This window comes from Rhodococcus sp. 06-1474-1B, assembly GCF_002258885.1.
Taxonomy (GTDB): Bacteria; Actinomycetota; Actinomycetes; order Mycobacteriales; family Mycobacteriaceae; genus Rhodococcoides; species Rhodococcoides fascians.
Map to the genome: position 1 here is coordinate 142617 of NZ_NOYR01000008.1, position 17917 is coordinate 160533.

A 17917-nucleotide genomic window follows, 5' to 3' on the forward strand; every position below is an offset into this window, starting at 1 on the left:
TCGGGGTGAAACGTTACCCGTGCGCTCGAATTGACGTCTTGTTGCCCAACGTGGCTTGCGCGCCATCTGTATCCACGAGTCGGGCCGCCAATGTCAGCACGGCGAGCTTCTCTGGAAGTGCAGCCGAAAACTTCAATCCGCTTAACGCTTTCGGATTGACGAATGGCAACGGCTTCGGCGCACCAGGGCTTCCTGCCTCTGCTAACGCCGCACCGATCTCTCGGGGACCGACGTCTGGGTATAGGCGGATCGAATCCCCGCGTGTGAGCTGTCGCGGCGGCACGATTGACGGGAGCCATGCGGACAGGGTTCTGTTCGCGCGGGTGCCAGCCCAGGTCCACCATCTCCAATCGCCGTTCTCCTCGCGTGTCACGACAAGTGCTTGGTCTGCGACGGTCGTACTTCTATCGGTACGGAGCCCCTCGATCGCGGAGGCAGCGCGCCTTGTCAGCGTTACATCTGTTGGCATCACGCCCAGCAATGCTGCCCGCATTCCGCGGCTGATCCTAAAGGACGCGCCCTCCCCAGCAGAGCCCCACTTCGCGCGCCCGGTGATGGTGGTTGTCTCGACGTAGCAAATGCGTCGATTCCAGTCGATGTGCGTGACCATCCACGATCGTCCGCCGAGCAATAGGACGCGTGGACCTTCGACTGCTTCGGTGAGGACTTCAGTTTCGACAAACCCAATGTCGTTGCGACCAGCCATGACCGTGAACTGCGGCGCAGCGGTAAAAACTGCGAGTAGTTCCATGAAGTGCCGGTGTCCAAATCGCTTCTCTGCCTCGGGACCCATGAATGCGATACCGCCGTCTTGCTGCAGGAAGCCCTCGGCCAATAGATACTCGAAACTCTCGTCGGCGGTGGAATCGAAGAGCGGAAGCGTGCCCCATTGATTCTGCCAATTGGACAGTGGAACTCGGTGGTTCTGCAATGCGAGAGCCAGAATTTGTTGTGCGGCAATGTGACGCGGCGCAATGGGTGGTGTGACTGGTTCGACCCAACCCTGGCTCCAGCAGTTCAGCATTCCCAACGTCGCCAGCAAGTTGTCGTTGTCGAGTGCGAGAAACAGGCAGTTCCGTGTAGTACCGGCCCGTCGGCCCGTTCGGCCAAGTCGTTGCAAGAAAGACGAGACAGTGCGCGGTGCGTTGATCTGTATGACCCGATCAAGGTCGCCTACGTCGATTCCCAGTTCGAGTGTCGAGGTTGAGACGATGACGCAGTCGCGGGCGTCGGCGAATGCTTCCTCTGACCTGCGTCGCTCGGCCGCCGACAAGGACGAATGTGAGATAAAGACAGTGACGCCCGCTTCGTGAAGCCCTTCGCCGAGTTCCTCTGCGAGCCTGCGAGAGTCGACGAAAACCAGACGCTTTTCACCTTGGTGTAGCGCCGCAATCACCTTGACTGCGTTCTCCACGCCGCCGACGTAGTCGACTGTTATATCGGTCAGAGTCCCACCTGCAAGCGCTGGCTGTGCCGAAGCGACGGTGAGAGATGACCCTACGACGGCGACTGCGTTTCCTGGGACTTCCGGGGCGATGACACGGCCGATTCTTGCGGAGTCAGCAGATTGCAGCCAATTCAAGAGTTCGTCGGGATTGCCGACAGTCGCAGACATTCCGACACGCTGCAACGGCCGACCGAGCAGGCTTTCAATTCGAGCGAGAACCGCCAAAAGATGCCACCCGCGGTCGTCGCCCGCGAACGCGTGGACCTCGTCGATCACAACCGCCCGTAGGTTCGCGAAGAGTTGACCGGCATCTACGCTCTCGGACACCAGCATGGATTCCAGTGACTCTGGAGTAGTCAGAAGAATGTCTGGTTGTTCACGCTTGATTCGAGTCCGAGCCGAGCTAGACACATCGCCATGCCAAGTAAGCGCCTCGCGCCCTACCCAGGCGGTGTACGACTCAATGCGTGGTTGCAGATTGTTCAACAGAGCTTTTAGCGGACACAGGTACAGAACCGAGAGGCCCTGCCAGTTCTCGTCCGCCATCCTGCTCAGCAGTGGAAAGCATGCCGCTTCGGTCTTACCACCTGCCGTGGGCGCAAGAAGGATTGCGTCCTCCCCGCCCATAATCGGGACGATGGCATCTTCCTGCAGTGGCCGAAGGCCTTGCCAGCCGAGGCTGTTGACGATGTGGTGTTGGACTACCGGGTTCAACCGGTCGAATCCAGTCACAACTCGACCTCATCCGCGGAGACCGCGTGGCGTTCGGTGTCAGTCATCTCTTCGGAACTCAGTGTTAGCGAGTAGTTCTGACGAGGATCGAACTCCGGAAACTGATCTACCTTGTCCAATACATCGAGAACGAGCTTCTTCAGAAATAGTCTCGGCGAGATTCCGACCTGACCGCCGAGTTTGCCGGCGACGGCGCGTGCGAGATCGGCGATGTAGTCATCATCGACCATCGAGGCAATCCGTTCGGGCACTGCGGACCCGTCTCGGAAGACGTCGCGCACACGGATCCCGACTTCGACCAATCTGTCGATGTCGAATCCCGCAAGGCGAATTTGAGGCGCACGGGGGTTGTCGAATCTGGCGTCCCCCGAGAAGTCGGTATGCAGTCGTTGCGCCAAGGGTGGGAGGGACTGGACGCCCATCCGCCCGTCGAAGAATGCGGGCGTACCAGTGATGAGTAGGTACAGCCCGGGGTAGCGGCCCGAGTCGAGCTCATCGATCCACTGCCGAAGAGCATTCAGCGCCTTGGCCCGTGCGTCGGAGCGCATGCGCTGCAGCGTTTCGACTTCGTCGATCACTAGCAGCAGACCGGGGTGGCGAGCGCCCTTCAACACTGCAAGTAGGCCTTGGAGGAAACCCATGGCTAGGAAGTGGTCGACGTCTTGACGAACTCCGGCTGCTCGCTTAGCTGCGGCACCGACATGCGGTTGCCCGCCGAGCCAGGCGACCAATGCATCGGCGGTAGCCACATCGTCGCGCTCGAGCGCAGCTCTGTACGCGCGCAGAACCATCGGATACACCGGCGTTGCCGTTGCTACGGCGGCGAGTCGCGTCTCCAGCAATGCGTCAACTTGTTCGGGCGACGCTTCATCAGTGCCAGCTGCGGCCGCAGCGTCCTCCTCGATCCCGTAGAGCCACGCGTCAAGAACGCTGCGGAACGCGGACGGAGCAAACGCAGAAGTGCGGAGCGATTCGGTGGTGCGGCGGTAGACAGTTTCGAGTTTGTGGAGCGGGGTCTCCAGCTCGCTGATTTGAACCTCTGCGACTGCCAAACCGCGTTTCATGGCTTGTTGCTGTAGCCAGCGCGCGTAAAACGTTTTGCCGGAGCCGTACTCACCTCGCACTGCTTTGAAGACAGCTCCACCGGAAGCGACAGCCTCGAGATCCTCCCAGACAGTGTTGGCGAACTTGTCGATGCCCACTGCCAGGACATCAAGGTTGCCGGATGGCACAGTGCCTTGCCTGAGTGCCTGAAGAATTTCTCGACGCCGAACGGGAGACAGACTCATGGCTTCACCTCGTATTGTTCGAACATCAGCCCCGCTGCGAGCTCTACTTCGATTCCATTCTCGCTCAGCGCGACCACTCCGTCGGCATTGATCACTTGGCTGAGTGCGGCGATCGTCCTCTTCGCTCGACCTGCTTGGACGCCGAGAATCTCAGCGGCCTGGGCGAGGGGTAGCCGGCCGTTTCCGTCGATCAGTCCTTGGATGAACAGTCCGATAACAGGTTTGGTGATTCGCGGAGGAAATGCGTTGTATTGCTGTGTGAAGAGTGGGCTCGCAAGCAGTTCCGCCACGAGATCTCGACCACCGGCCGGCGTGGGCGTGGTAGATGGTGCGGCCGGCTCGGCCACGTCGAACAGCGAGTCCGGCTGCGGTGCAGGTTTGACGGCAGGCTTCCGCTTGGGTGCGGCGCGCACAGGTTCCGTAGCTACCGTCGGGGCCATGGTGGTGGTCCGCTGCGGATCCCACCAGACAGGTACTGGATTAGGGCGTAGCACTAAACCTAGGTGTGGGGGAATAGCACCGTTGACCAATATCGATACGGGGATTACTGCCTCGGATAGCGTCGCACCACCGTGATATCCGGCCTTGAGTCCGGTGTAGCGCACCTGCTCATCCACCGCGAGGATCGCGCGGTGGTCGTCGGTTCGGACTCTCTCACCCTCGACCAGGATCTCGTCGGCTGGCAAGGACGTCGGGTCGACTCCGATGGCAGACCGATAGCGTGCTGATTCCCTGACTCCACGTTGAACACTGGGCTGTTCACGGCGTTCGACGACGTGGCCGTGGTCGCTTGTCAGGACGACCGTGCGACCCACTGCGGCAGCCGCAGCCAGGAGCGCGTCGAGATGTTTGAAACTCGATGTCGACCAACTCGATCCGATGGGATCGGACCGATCCAACGCGTCATCGATGTCGTTGAGGACACATGCAATGACGGGGCGATTGCCGGTGTCCTCCAGTGCAATGCGGACATCGAACGCAAGGGCGTGGCCCCGCGACACCGCATCCATATCTGCTTTGTGGAAGAGAACCTGTCCGGTCGCCGGCAGTGCGTTGCTCTGCAGCCAGGAAGCAAAGCCGCTGCGCTCACGATCCTGGGTCCCGGTCGCAAGTGCCCCTGTCAACAGTGAACAACGCGAGAATTTCGTCACTGTCGGAAGGACAGCAAGTGCTGCCTGGAGATCGTTAGAGTCTTCCAACACACATTCTTGCCACTGTGGCCGGTAGCGCCGGAGCGCATCGGCGACGGTCTCGTTTGCGACGGTGGTACTCATTCCGTCAGCGACGATCAGTAGGACGGGGGAGGGTTTGACGGGATTGGACGAACCGGTGGCGCCCGGCTGCGGAACCGTAAGAGGGCGAACGACGCGGTCGAGGAGATCCTCTATCAGCAAGGGCATTTCAGCGGATGTGCTCCGATGAGCGCCGTTGGCTGCGAGCAGCGAAGCAAACTGCCGATCAGCCGTTGACCGTCGCTGACGAACAAGGTCGACGATGTGGTGGGCCGCCGATGCGAGCGCTGTGTTGTCCGCGCCAGTGAAAGCCGCATTGACTGCACCGTCCACCCAGGACAGGTCCAATCGATGTTCCGTAAGCCATGACGCCAATGTCGAGGGTTGGGCCGCGGGCCGTTGTAGCCAACGGAGTAGACGTAGTGCGGCCGAGCCGACACGAACATCACGAGGAGCGTCGCTGGTGTCCATCCGCGCTGAACGGTGAGAAATGACGTTGGCCCAAGCATTCTCGACCGTAGCGAGGCTGCCGGATTGGGTCGACTCGGCTAGAGCAGAAGCGAATTGCCCGATGCGCGGTGTCATGGCGGACGGCAGGACATCTGACCGGGCGATCAATGAATCAGCCTGTAGTGATGTCACAAGATCCTCGCCGCGTCGGAGAATATCAGCCGGCACTTCGGTACCGGAGACAGCGAGGGCTGCTGTGTTGCCCCACGCGATCAGCTGTTGTTCGGTCAGACCTGCTGTGCCGCCGAGGTGGACTTCCAACAGCGTTCGGACCTTGATGGATGTCTCGAGCGCAGCAGGGAATGCCGTCGAGATCGCCGTGCCGTTGTCTAGCAACGCGGCTACCAACCCGAGGGGCACCAGTTCGGTTGGGCCGGTGGTTCGGAGCACTGTTGTGAACGGGCTTCCGAGGGGTCCGAGGCGTCCGCTGATCCAGCTCAGGAATTCATCGAACAATTGTGGGTCGGTGCGCGCGCGCCAGCCGTCGAACCGCAGTGCATCCTCGCGGTTCATGGACCACATGGCGATGCTGTGAGGGGTGAATTCCGCTGGCTGCAAGCCGAATCGGTCGCGCGCGAGCGAGGTAAACAGGTGTTCGTTGGTGAGCACTCCACCTGGAGCCGGTACCATCTGTTGACCGTCCAACTCTCGTAGTACAGCGCGGGCAGACTCATTCTTCAATGAGAGCAAATTGAATTCTTGCTTCGATGCACTGAACATTTCGCGTAGCACGGGCCACGGGTCGAGATTCGAGAGGCGGCCTGCAGCAAGGTGTTCGAGGATGCCGACGGGTAGTTCCGCCGCGGTGCGGTCGGTCAGGATCACTACCCAGTCGACACGACTGCGTTCGGTCAACGCGTCCCTGATCGCCAGAACGCTCGGTGCTGTGCGGACTTTGACGGTTTGCCCGTCGAGGGTGAATTCCGGGTCGCCCGCCCACTCAGGTGCCGCGGATACCGCGATCACACCACGGTTGTGGCGCGAATGCCTCGAGTTCGATATCAAATTCCGAACGCTGGCCAAATCTGCTTTCGGCAGGGTAGCGGACGCAGTCATCGATCGATCCGTGAAATAGTGACGGTGTACCGCACGCCTGGGTTCTCCGCCATCAGCGCCTTGAGGCGCTCTTCGACGATTGAGTAATTCTGAGGACCGTCAACCGTGAACTCGTAGAGCGATTCAGGAACTGGAGGAACTGGCGGAACCGGGGGCTCTGGGGGCGGCGGTGGCGGATGCCCAATTCCTCCTTCCAGCCACTTATCGCGGTCCTGAGTAGCTTTGCCCAACGCAGCGCTAAGTGGATGAACGAGTTCATGACCGGAAAGTGCAACAACTATCGAGTCAACTATGGCAGCTGCAGCGCGGCCGCGGTCGTCATCGACCAAAGCTGCGTTTTGCAACACATTTAGGCGGTCCAGCGAGAAACCGTCCACTGTGTTGGCAACAGCTCCGGCCGTCGTCATCGAACGTCCAGCCTCGAGATCTGTGCCGTGAAGGTCGGCACCGGCCAACGCATCCACCAGTGCAATGTTGTCCAGATGCGGAATTCGATTGTCCAGAAGCTCGCAGAGATCCTGGGCAAGAACCAATCGCGCATTCGTGAGTGGAATCCGAAGATGGGTGTCAGCCTTCGTGAGTGTGCCCACGAGGCGCAGACGGTCTGCGCGACCGGTGGCAGCGTACTCCTGCACCATGCGTGCAAATACCGCGACATTGGTCGCGGTAAGAAAATCGTTCACATTCTGGCCGGTGAGCACATTCCACCGGCGGCAGGCGTCGATCCACGGTTGGCGTTCGGGCAAGGGTTCGAGGCGCATTGTGGTCCCGCGGCGGAAGTCTCCAATGAGCGGCTCGGGGATGGGGGACGAGTGTAGAAACCACGAGCGCTTCGTTTGAGCAGTCCATGCACCCGCAATGAGGTCGACCATGTCGTCGGTCAGTCCGCGGTTTGTCCTACTGGCTGCGATGGCGGTCCTAAGCACTTCGATCGCGACGTCGGTGTCCTCATCGATCGACGATCTCGAAAGCTCTTGGGTGATCCGGCTCCGCCACGTCGCGAAGTGTTCCGGCCCGAATAACAGATGCGTCTCGTTGGTCCTGGCGAGTGCCAAGGGCTCCACGACTCGACGGGCGATATCGCGCTCGGAACGCTCGAGTGGGATACGGCCGTCCACCTGCGATTGAGCTTCTCGGAGTCGCTTCAGGACCAGGTTCAGTTCACCGCGGGTGATGAGCTTGTCCGGTGGGGTGAAATCGGGGTGGTCCGGGTATAGTGCTCCGAACGCGTCGCCGATGAGCCGATTGGCGGCCTCGCCCAGTGTATTTCCGATGGGTGGCTGTACGACAAAGCCGGCGTGGAGCGACCGAAGCGGCGGTTGGCCTTCCGCGAAGGAAGCTCCTGCGGCCACGCCATAGGAGACCTGGACAGCATTGTTCAGCTGGCCGCGGACCTGAGCTTGCTGCTGTTGGAGTATCGAGCGTGCGGCAGCCCGGTCTGCCTCGGACAATTCGTTGGCATAGCTGGCCCACCTATCCCCGGCCAATACGTAGTTCAGAATGACGAGGCGTCCAAGCTGGCGGGTTACCTTCTCCGGAAAGAAGCTGGGGAGCCAGACGACGGTGAATCGGTCTTGGCTGGTGCGCCGTAGCTGTTCGACGCGGTCGTGGTCCTCGGCGGTCGTGTGGCCCGCGTCATCGAATGGCAGATCGACCACAAGCCTCAACGCACCGTCGACGGATGGACGGAAGGCCTCGTCCGGGAGGTAGCCATGGTCTCGAACATTGCCGAAGACGACTTCAACCTGCCTTTGCGTGGCACGCCAGGTGATCGAACGCAACAGTGCGTTATCGACAGTCTGTTGAGCCCCGATGACTCCTAGGTGTTCGGCGAGCAGATCACGCATCAGCTCCCGGCGACGGCCGTCGGTGTCTTCCGCTTGTGCACGCGCGATGATGCGCTCGTAGTCAACGGATTCGAGCGTCACAGAGATGATCGGATTTGCCTCGTTGGTGACGGACAGCTCCGGTATATCCGCTGCCCACTGTTTCACCTTGTTGGTGATTTGACCGATCTGGTCTCCGGGAATGAGACTGATGACGCTGCCGTGATTGAGCGATGCCAGCCTTGACGCGTCAATCTGCTTGAGTGCCGGCACATTCGGCGCAACAGCTGACATCAGCAGTGTCTTGGCGATCCGAATGTCGGCGCGTAGTCCGGGCGGAACGTCCTTGTCTGGTGTCGTCTCAGGAACGCCCGCGTTCTTAAAGAGCAATGGACGCAACTTGTCGGTCCATAGCGTTCTGGCGGTCTTGAACGTTTGTGCTGCAGCGTCGTTCATCGGTGCCGCGTTGGCGCTGTCGATGATGTAGTCGAAGGCCTCGCCAACTGGGATGACGTTGTCGATGGTGAGGCGGTCCGCGTTGTCGGCCAGTATTTGTTGCATCACCTTGAGAGCAGTGCGCTCGCGCTGCATCTGACCGGAGAGCGACCGCAGTGTATCGATGAGCGCAGGCGAGAACGGGTAGGTGAGTTTGAACGCGTCGGAGTCGGACCCTCGGTGCTGATCGTCGGTGTTGACGCCGTCGAGCAATACATCCCAGACCTTGGGACTGCGGTCTAGCCGGGCGAATGCGGTGTCGAGCGCAGCAACCGCGTCCCCGTCCGCAGGCTGGAGGAGTCGCTTGTTCGCGATGTAGGGCAGGTTCTCGTCACCGAGCCGTACGCTGCCGAACCGCCCGGCCTGATGGGCGAAAGCCTGCTCCAGGGCCTGCTGAGTCGCACCGGACTCGGGACCGGTAGTCAGCCAGCGGCTCAGGTCATGTTGACGCGCGATGAACGACGCAATGGGAACCGCGAGGTGTCCGCGACTGGTTTCGACGAGCTTGGTGATCTTCTGCACCTCGACGTTGAACTTCTCGCGCGCGGTGATCATGAACGTCAGCCATAGGACCAGCTCATCGAGCATCAGGACGACGCCGTCGTAACCGAGCGACTTGGCGTGGTCAGCGATCACGGCGAGACCGTCTTCCAGCGGTAGCCAATCAGTATTGCGTGAATAGCTGGTGAAATATGTGGCAATCAAGGCCTGCTGCAGTTTCGCACGTACCTCGGGGTCCGCATTAGGCGCGCAAGCGGACGCATAAGTATCCGCAGCCCAGGTGCTGCTGCCTTGTCCCAACGCGCCCCAGTCGACGGTGGTGGTCTGCTTGTTCTGTGCGCCGTTGAGTGCTTCAAAGAAGGCGTCGTCACCGACCTGGCGGCGGCGGTTGTCCGCGTCTACGAACAGTCCGCCGGCCGAATGCAGCACCGGAGGTAAGGCAGTGGGGTGCAATGCCACAATTTGACGCAGGTATTGATCGAACAGTGCCGATTCCACGCTGTGCGCGTCCAGGAAGTGGAAGGTCAGTCGCAACAGGTTCGCGTTCGCAATAGCGGGATGTTTCGCGATGACCGGTTGGAGTTCAGGAGTGGACCGAGCTTCGGGGGAGTGCCCGAGGATTGCGTGCAGAACTGCCATAAAGTGCGACTTACCCGACCCGAAGGAGCCCTCGAGGTACGCGGCCTTGTTCTGTTTTGTACGCAGTGCTTCGTCGACAACGGACAACGCGGTGTCAAAGGCGTCGACGAGTGCTGGGGTTACGACATAGGTATCGATCGTGGCCGCGATACTGTTCGCTTCGACCGAATCCGAGAGGCGTAACACATAATCATTGGTGCCGTGCGACTCCGGGATCGCGAACGTCTCTCGCAAAGTCCGAGCTGGAGCGGCGGATGAACCGGAGAAGGTCACTGCTGAACTGCCTTTCGTGCGGTGGCTTTGCGTGCTCGGGTGGTCTTGACTGGCCGCCACTTACTTAGATCTTCTAACGGGACGTTGACCGCGGCTGACATCTCGGAAAGTCGGCCATCGAGATACTCACTCAGGTCCAAACCTAGAGCGGGATCTACACCGCTGTGCCATTGTCGTACCCAGGGTAGAATTTCAGCCAAACCCGCCGCTGCCGAGGTCAAATCGGAAAGCTTGACTCCTTCACTCTCTCGCATAGCGTAGATGGTTGCGAGAGCAATACCGCGCTCCGCGTAGTCCCATCCAGCCCATCCTAGTAATAAGGTGTTGTCGGTTTGTTTACCAATTCCCGGATAACTAATGAAACGTTCTTTTTGAACATCTAGTTTACCTCGTAACGCCCAAAAAACTTCGTTGAGGAAGTCTGATTTTGCGTATTTTGGTGGTGCCGCCAAGGAAGATTGAAACACCGTTCCGTTGTCTCGCTTTCGCTGTTCGGACCATATACTTTCCCATTCTGCGTGCTTGCGCAGACCGGGCTCTTTGAAAATAAAGGCCGCAAGGAACGGAACTGATTCTTCGGCTACCAAATCTGTCAGAATATCGACGACGGGCGCGTCTTTCCTTTCGGCCCAGCCATCGACAATTCTTAGGAACGCAGGGTCCTTCTCAAGCGCCCCTGCTAACTCGCCGATGGACCGAGGTCGGGGAGTTCCCTGGTCGGTGTACCAAAGGGTGCGGGCCTCCAGGGCGTGAAAAATTGCTTCTTTGAACTGTTCCTTCTCGTTGAATCTGACAGCACCGGACCAGCGTCTTTTATATTCCGGCATTTCAAGCAGTTGGATTCTTGGATTGTCCCTAACTTCACGTAGCCGCTTGGCAACAACATCGCGATACCCGTGCGGCCAGTGTGAGGGGATTTCGTAAGAAGGTTCTATCTCGTTCCGCTGGAACCAGTTTGTCGTTACATCGCCTTGTAGCACCGATGCTGCTAATTCCAGAGCGAATGCTCGCTGCCCGGGCTCAATGCCTTCGTGCGGGAGTTCGGGAGAAGTCAGCAGCTCGGTGCACAGTCCATACCGGTAGTAGGTCTCCCAATCTGCTTCTTCCTGCTCGTAGATCAGCTTGGCCCTCGCAAGCTTGTACCGAAGGCGATCATCGTGCTTTGAATCAGCGTTTGTAGGGACCTTTGTGTCGATAGGTGCACTCTCGGATAGCGCTAACGTGTCTGCTAGGGCTGACATCCGTTTTCCGCGGTCTGCGCTACCTGGCAATATCGTTGGTAATAGCCCCACCGTTTTTCCACTGAATTCATAGCGCTGGAGCCATGCCTCGCCGAGTCCATCTTTGCAGTAGCTATTCTGGCGTAGCCAAAAACATGCTAGTGAAGTGTTTAGTAGTTCTAGCATTTGATGATAAAGGCGCTCACTTCCGGAAGCGTTTGCGATCCGGATGACGGGGGCTTTTTGCGTTAGTACTTGTTGTCCAGGTATAAGAGCAAAGTGGTTGTGGGTGGATTGCTCAGCGAACGTCAGAGTATGTGCTGAATCTTCTTTGGGTAGTTGATGCCATTGATACCATGGTCGTTTATCGTCCAAATATGTGGACCCACCAAAAGTCGCCCGATTTTCCAACTCGGCTCGATACCGCCATAGGAATCGCAATGCGCCGGGCATCGTGGCTATATCAAGCAGTTCGTGATTGTTATCGTAGGGAAGCCAAGCTTCTTCTGCCGACCTGACCACGTAATTTCGAACATCATCCCCGCTTGACAGTGGTTTAAAGGCGGTCTCTTCAACTCCTAACCTTCCGAATGTGCCGGTTGGGAGGACCATGACTTCGTTTCCGCCGGGTATCCCAAAAAAGCCTATCCTGCGAGCGTAGACGGAAATGGATTCGGCCGACTTTGATCGAATTTCCTCCAGTAGTTCGAATGCGTTTGCGCTCAAGGTCCAGGGGTGACTGTCGAAATGTCGACGAGGCATCGTTGATACGGAGATCCATTGATCGCTATAAGTCTCTCGCATGTAATTTGTGCGTATAGACTGCCAAACCTGCCCGGATGATGGATCGGCGATCTTTCCGCTCTCGCCTCGAACTCCGCGAATAGCCCGTATGGTCTCACGCGATCTAGGCGCGTTGCGGCTTATCAGAATCGCGGTTGGCGTTCCGTGTCCTGGTATATATACGCCAGATGTGTCTATGACAAGTCTTAGGTCGAACTTCGTTAGGTAGTTTTCGACTAGCAGATCTCCAAATCCTCTTTTCATAAAAGAATTCGATGTGATCTGACCGATCCAACCGGGCCGGATCCCGGACTTGGCAAGTTGGAAGAACCGTTCCATGAACGGAATTGTCAAAGCATATTTCCCTTTGCAGTGACCGTAAATCTCCCGGTAACGAGCGTTTAGCGCCTTGTCTTTGACAGTGATGTATGGCGGATTTCCAACAACCGCATCGTACTGGCCCTGTCGCAGGATTTTCCTGAGTTTGTGAGGGTCTTCTACGATGTAGGATGATCCGGTAGTAACTGCATCTTTGTCGAAGCTTTTATTGCCGTAGTCAAAAGCGTCTGCACCGTCTCTGTCCGGCCCATGAAGCAGCGAATCTCCTACTGCCAAATTTAGAGTGAAATTGGGGGTACTGACAAGTGACGTCTCTCCGCACAAGTGAACTGCCGCGACAATCAATCTGAACCGCGCTATCGCAACCGCAAAGGGGTTCACGTCGACGCCAAACACTGATTCAAGAGCGTAATTAACCCGTGTTCTCTTTTCGGTGGCAGGCGCTTCGGCATCCCACCGTTTCGTTAGCCTATATAGCGCTCCGAGGAGGAAATGGCCACTTCCGCATGCGGGATCAATTATCTTAAAATCTTTAAGGGGCCTGTCTCGTAACGCCGGCTCCAGTGTCTGGTCTAATATGAACTCCTCGATGAATTCTGGTGTTTGCAAAAGGGCAAACTTATCCTTCGCGTACTGGGACAATTCTTGATACAGATCGCCGAGAAATCGAGTCGACAAAGACTCATCTTTAAAAGTCCAGACTAGCTCTTGAGCGTCGTCGGTCTTTCGCCAGAAGGCGATCAGCTGCTGAATAGCGTCGGAACTGGGCGAGGTAATACGAAAGGCCGCGTGGTCATCAACGAGCCCTCGTGTAGCTCGGCAGTTGGCAAGCGCTGCAAAAGCTGACTCCAACCATTCGCGGTAGGAAGCATCTTGGTTCTGTCGATAGAAGTCGTTTTCTGCGTCCTCTGCTCGCTGTCTGAGCGTACGGTTTGGTCCGGCAATCCACACCGCGAACTCTCCCAACATTAAATTGTCTTCACAGAATCGAATGAAGACAGACGCAAGCAGCCACCCGACGGCAGCTTGCGTAAATCGATCCTCAGACCATTCTGTCCAAGAGACAGCGGTGCTTCGTTCCTTAACTGCGCGACGGTATTCGGTTTGCCAACGACCCGATTCTAGGTCATTTGATCTGACCCGAGAGCGAATGTCGTCGACCAAAATTTCGAGCTGTGGCTTTAACGCAGCCGTGAGCTGGGGCCCTGCGGTCGTGGCCAACGTCATCAGATGTTCTCCTCGATACTAACTTTCATATTGATTCTTCGTTTGCGCGATTGCGAACAATGCTGCTAAGTCTTCGGCAGCAACTTGAACGAACTGTTCTGGGCTGTTGAGAGGTAGCGCGGTCCCGTCGACGCTCGCACCAGGCAAACCACCGGACTCTTGCCGTTGCGGCACCAAGACCCAGACGGCATGCTTTGGCGGCGACGCGAGGTCAGCCCATGAGTGCAGAACTCCGAGCTGTCCGTACGCTGCAAGTGTGGAGAGATCAGTCAGGACGACTGGTGAATTAGCGCTGCTAACGACGTCTTTGAGTATAGGAATTGCCTGTGAAACAAAACTCTTTAGGTTCGCGCGGTCCGCCACTGCGCCGGCATCAGCGGCAAGGATCTCACTCCAACTGACCCCGGCGTGGGTCGCCCGGCTGCGAAGCTCTTTGAGGAGCAGGTCCGTCACATCGATATGACGAGCACCAAAACGGTTGGCGAGCCCAGCAGCGATGCCATCCGAAGTGCCAAGCGGAACGCCCAAAGCGCGGAAATTGTGTTCGCGAGCACTCGACTCAAGGGCAAGTTCTACGGCGGTTGAACCGCTTCCGTGTTGGGGACTCGGCGCAGTGCGAGTATGCCGCGTCGGTACATGTGACGCGGGATTAATCGAGTGCTCGAACGCGAATCGGCCAGCGGTCTCGTCCCACTTCATGTCCGGCAGGAGCCTGGACACGATGTCGTCCAGTTCGGGTCGGCGAGGGAGAGTGTGAACCAGTGCGGGGAAGCGGGCAAGAAGTCTGGATTCGAGTTCTGCTCGGCTGAACGAATCTGAGGTCGATAGTCCCCGCAACAGAATTCGAAGGGACTCGATTATCGGCAGCGCTCGCGAATGCAGCTCATCGCGCGCTGAGAGGGCCACCTCCTTCGAACCCACGGCAGCGATACGTAACAGGACATGACCCGGGATTTCCACTTCGTTCGGAGCGACGTCCAAGACCGTCGCTGCCGACGCGCGTAGCGGAATCTCCGCTTCAACGGGGTTAACGAGTAAGGACCCCTGGGAAACGGACCCCGCCACAAGTCGCTCGGCATCGATCGCGAGAACAGCGGGCAGTCGGCGCGAAACCGCTGCCGTGGAGATCATGGCTACTGTGCCAGAACCTTGGCGTCGCACCATGTGTAGCGACGTGTCCACGCCAGATTCTAGGTCGTCGCTCACAGATGACGGCAGGTGAGACCCCATCAGGATGCGAAGCACACCCAGAGCAGAGCGTTGGGGGTTCGCAAGGCCTTGGGATTGCAGTGCGCCGAGCAGCTCACGCGCCAACAGATCTGGCGTACTAGCTCCGCCGGACTTCTCCAGCAGAATTTGCAGGCGACCGTGGAGCTCGCGGACGGTGGATGCGAGTTGGGAGTGTTTGTCCCACAGCTCCGAGAATTCACCGAAAATCTGCGCGATCCGACCTGAGGTGACATTTGCCAGAGGCGACAGCACTTGGTAGGTGACGAAGGGGTCCTCGGGTGACTGGGAGTGTGTGCCGAGGACAAGCTCAACGACCTGTCGTCGGATTGTGGTTGGTTTTGAACCTGCCGCGCGCGCGAACTCCGTAACAAGGATGTCCAGCGATGTGATTGTTGGAACGATCGACGCGGGTGTCGTGTCGGCAGTGGCGACCGGCGCTGGTTCTCGCACGGTCGGTGGAGACACAGGTTCTGTGGTGTTGCGGGTCTTGAAGACCGTGCTCCACGCGCTTCGCATCGACGTTGCCGTGTCGAAACGGTCTTTGGCGTTGCGCGCCAGCGCGATACGGAAGAACCCGACCAGTCCCTCGGCGCGACTGCGACTTAAGCCTCCGGCGGTAAAATGCTCTGGGCTGACAGTTACCTCATCTTTGAGAACGCCGGGGTCGCTGATTCCGTCGCCGTACTCGGGCGTTGAGGCTGTTGCCATCTCGAACAGCACCACCCCAACTGAATACCGCTCCGCTGCAGAGTCGAAGGAAGTGCGCAGCCCAGTACCAAGGAACGGGTCACGATAGGGAGGAGTGCCCGCATCCAAGTGATCGACAGGTGCGCGTGACAGGGAGAAATCGAACAAAGCCAGTCGAGCCTTGGTTGAACTTGCCTTTCCCTCCGGTCGGGAAAGCCCTAGGTTGGCTGGCTTGATATCCCGGTGAGTGATGCCGGCGGCGTCGAGCGCCACCACGGCGTCGAGCAGCTCAAGGCCCCATGTCTTGAGTTGGCCCTCACCCAACGGGGTGTAGCGCACGACGTCGGCGAGCGTTTGATCACCACCGTTACTGAGCAACAGTGCGGTGCGGTTAAAAGCCAGATCGAGCGGGCCTTCGATCAGCTCGACGACACCCGGAACCGGTGGCTGTCGCGCGCCGATCTGAGTGAGAACTGCGGCTTCGTCGCGAAGTCGCACATCTGCACTGTCATCGAGTCCCACCTTGAGAACGCGGAGGAGGTCGTCGTGGTCACGGTCGTGGACCAGGACGCCGCGCGCAGTGGAACCGGAACCGAGAACTCGGACTACCTCGAAACGATCACTCAGTAACGCCCCTGGCGCGGGATTGAGGGGATCTGTCTGCTGTTCGATTGGTGCAAGTTGCTTGTGTCGGTAGTTCGCGAGCTCGGTTGCGAACTGTTGCGCTCCGAATCCTGGCTGACCGGTTTTCTTGTCGGTCTGAACTCGTTTGGTAACAGACGGCTGTGTGGCACGGAGCACCAAGGCTCGGAGGGTTTCGTCGACGAACCGTCCGCCGGATGCTGCGAGATCCAGGCCCTCTTCCTGCCGTAGACGCTCGAGGAGCGCGGCGCGATCCCTGGCGGGTGCCTGGCCGCCTGACAGCAAGAAGTAAGCGAGGGCACCGAGGGAGAAGACATCGAGAGCGAGACGGTCCCCATCCGTCGCCCAGCGGTCTTCCGGAGCCTGATAGACGTCATCGGTAGGCGATGTTCCGGACGTGACCGATGTACCAAGCATCGTCCCCGAATGTGTTTCCGGGCTGTGGACGCGGCCAGCCCATGACCAGTCCGCTAGCCGGATTTTGACCTTGCCTGCATCGAGTTCGGTGGTCTGGACCAAAACTGTGGAGGGTCCCAGTCCTCGGTGGGCTACTGAGTTGCGGTGAGCGTAGCCAACTGCTTCCGCGATCTGTGTCAGGATCAGCAGCTGCTGCTCGGCGGTCAGGGTCCGGGTCGCCAGCGCCAGGTCCAGTGGCTCGTACCCCGGTGTTTCCGGGTAAACGATGACAGTGTTGCCGTCGTCGTCCTGCACCAAGTCGCGCGGGGCCACGATGCTTTCGTGGCGGAGAGAGCTGAGCAACGAGTATTCGCGATCGATCTTGCGGTACGCGGCTGCACGAGCGTTCGCGGGCGTTCCTCGGCGGAATGAGACGATGCGGGCTCGGCCGGACTCCTTGGTGACCTTCTGAGTAGCCGACCACTCTTGCCAGTCGTCGCCGCTCGCGAGTGGGGTGCCAGTGATGGTCCATGAACCTGCGTCACGCTCCGTGCGGCGGCTGATGCCGAGATTCTTCAAAGCGAGGGCAATGATGACGCTGAGGTCTTCGTCGACCCTCCTGTTGTCTGTAGGAGGTTCCAGCAGTCGGTCCGAGATTCCGGGCAGGCCGGTGTCATTCTCCTGGCCGTCAGGACCGAACAGGCTGGATTTCGCCAGGTCAGGTAGATCTGTCTTGAATGGAGAGCCGTGAAGGAACACAGACTCCTGCACGAAGGGGAGAGCACGCCGAACCTTTTCGGAGTTGAGGCCTGTCTCCAGCGCGACTTTTCGAGCTTCTTCCTCGATCCGGGTGGCCAGACGCTGCGCTTTGCGCCGGGTGACCAGCAGTGGAGAGCGTTGTGTAAGCGTCTTACCGCCCATCGTGGTGCGGACCCAACTGGTCTCCGTGCCTTGAAGAACGCCGGCGTAGCTTTTGAGCTCGACCAGGTGGAGGCGTCGGCGACCGAGGACCAGGGCGTCAATCTCGTGCCACTGGCCGTGGTTGTCCATGAACTCGAAGTTCGTCCATGCACGATAGGGGGCGGAGGCAGGTAGCAGGTCGCGAATCATCTCAAGACCAGCGGTTTCATGGGCAAACGCAGATTTGGAAACCTCGACCCACCGGTCGTTACCTTGCGCCACGCCACCGCCTTAATCACTGGAACCTGCTCGCGACCATGTTGCGGCCGTCAGAAACTTACTCGACCTTATCAACCGCAGTATTCGAGCGTGGGATGTTGGACCGTAACGCGCGGTTTCGCGGTCGAGCGAGAGTTTGTTTGGGAAAGGTTGGCAACGGATGCGCACTCGAAATTTCTACCCTCAAGATGAGCTGTCATCGGCGTTTAAGGTC

Annotated in this window: 6 protein-coding genes; all 6 read right to left on the reverse strand. The window is 58.8% G+C overall.

The genetic code is table 11. The features are described 5' to 3' along the window. Nucleotides 1–13: 13 nt before the first annotated feature. A complete protein-coding gene (locus CH266_RS02170; protein WP_094714573.1) occupies nucleotides 14–2179 on the reverse strand; it encodes a DEAD/DEAH box helicase in 2166 nt (721 codons plus the stop codon). After that, the gene (gene brxD / locus CH266_RS02175; protein ID WP_094714574.1) at nucleotides 2176–3468 is read right to left on the reverse strand and encodes a BREX system ATP-binding protein BrxD; all 1293 of its coding nucleotides are present in this window, start codon (nucleotides 3466–3468) and stop codon (nucleotides 2176–2178) included. The genes CH266_RS02170 and brxD overlap by 4 nt, the downstream gene beginning before the upstream one ends. Next, nucleotides 3465–6176 (reverse strand): BREX-2 system phosphatase PglZ, encoded by a 2712-nt coding sequence (gene pglZ, locus CH266_RS02180; RefSeq protein ID WP_441347033.1) that lies wholly within the window; start codon nucleotides 6174–6176, stop codon nucleotides 3465–3467. The genes brxD and pglZ overlap by 4 nt, the downstream gene beginning before the upstream one ends. An 86-nt stretch (nucleotides 6177–6262) precedes the next feature. Beyond that, on the reverse strand, nucleotides 6263–10000 hold the full coding sequence (locus CH266_RS02185) for a DUF6079 family protein (RefSeq protein ID WP_094714576.1): 3738 nt from the start codon (nucleotides 9998–10000) through the stop codon (nucleotides 6263–6265). After that, entirely contained in the window at nucleotides 9997–13569 is a 3573-nt protein-coding gene (gene pglX / locus CH266_RS02190; protein WP_094714577.1) for a BREX-2 system adenine-specific DNA-methyltransferase PglX, read from the reverse strand. The genes CH266_RS02185 and pglX overlap by 4 nt, the downstream gene beginning before the upstream one ends. 18 nt (nucleotides 13570–13587) lie before the next feature. Continuing rightward, a complete protein-coding gene (locus tag CH266_RS02195; protein WP_255175814.1) occupies nucleotides 13588–17706 on the reverse strand; it encodes a protein kinase domain-containing protein in 4119 nt (1372 codons plus the stop codon). Nucleotides 17707–17917: the final 211 nt, after the last annotated feature.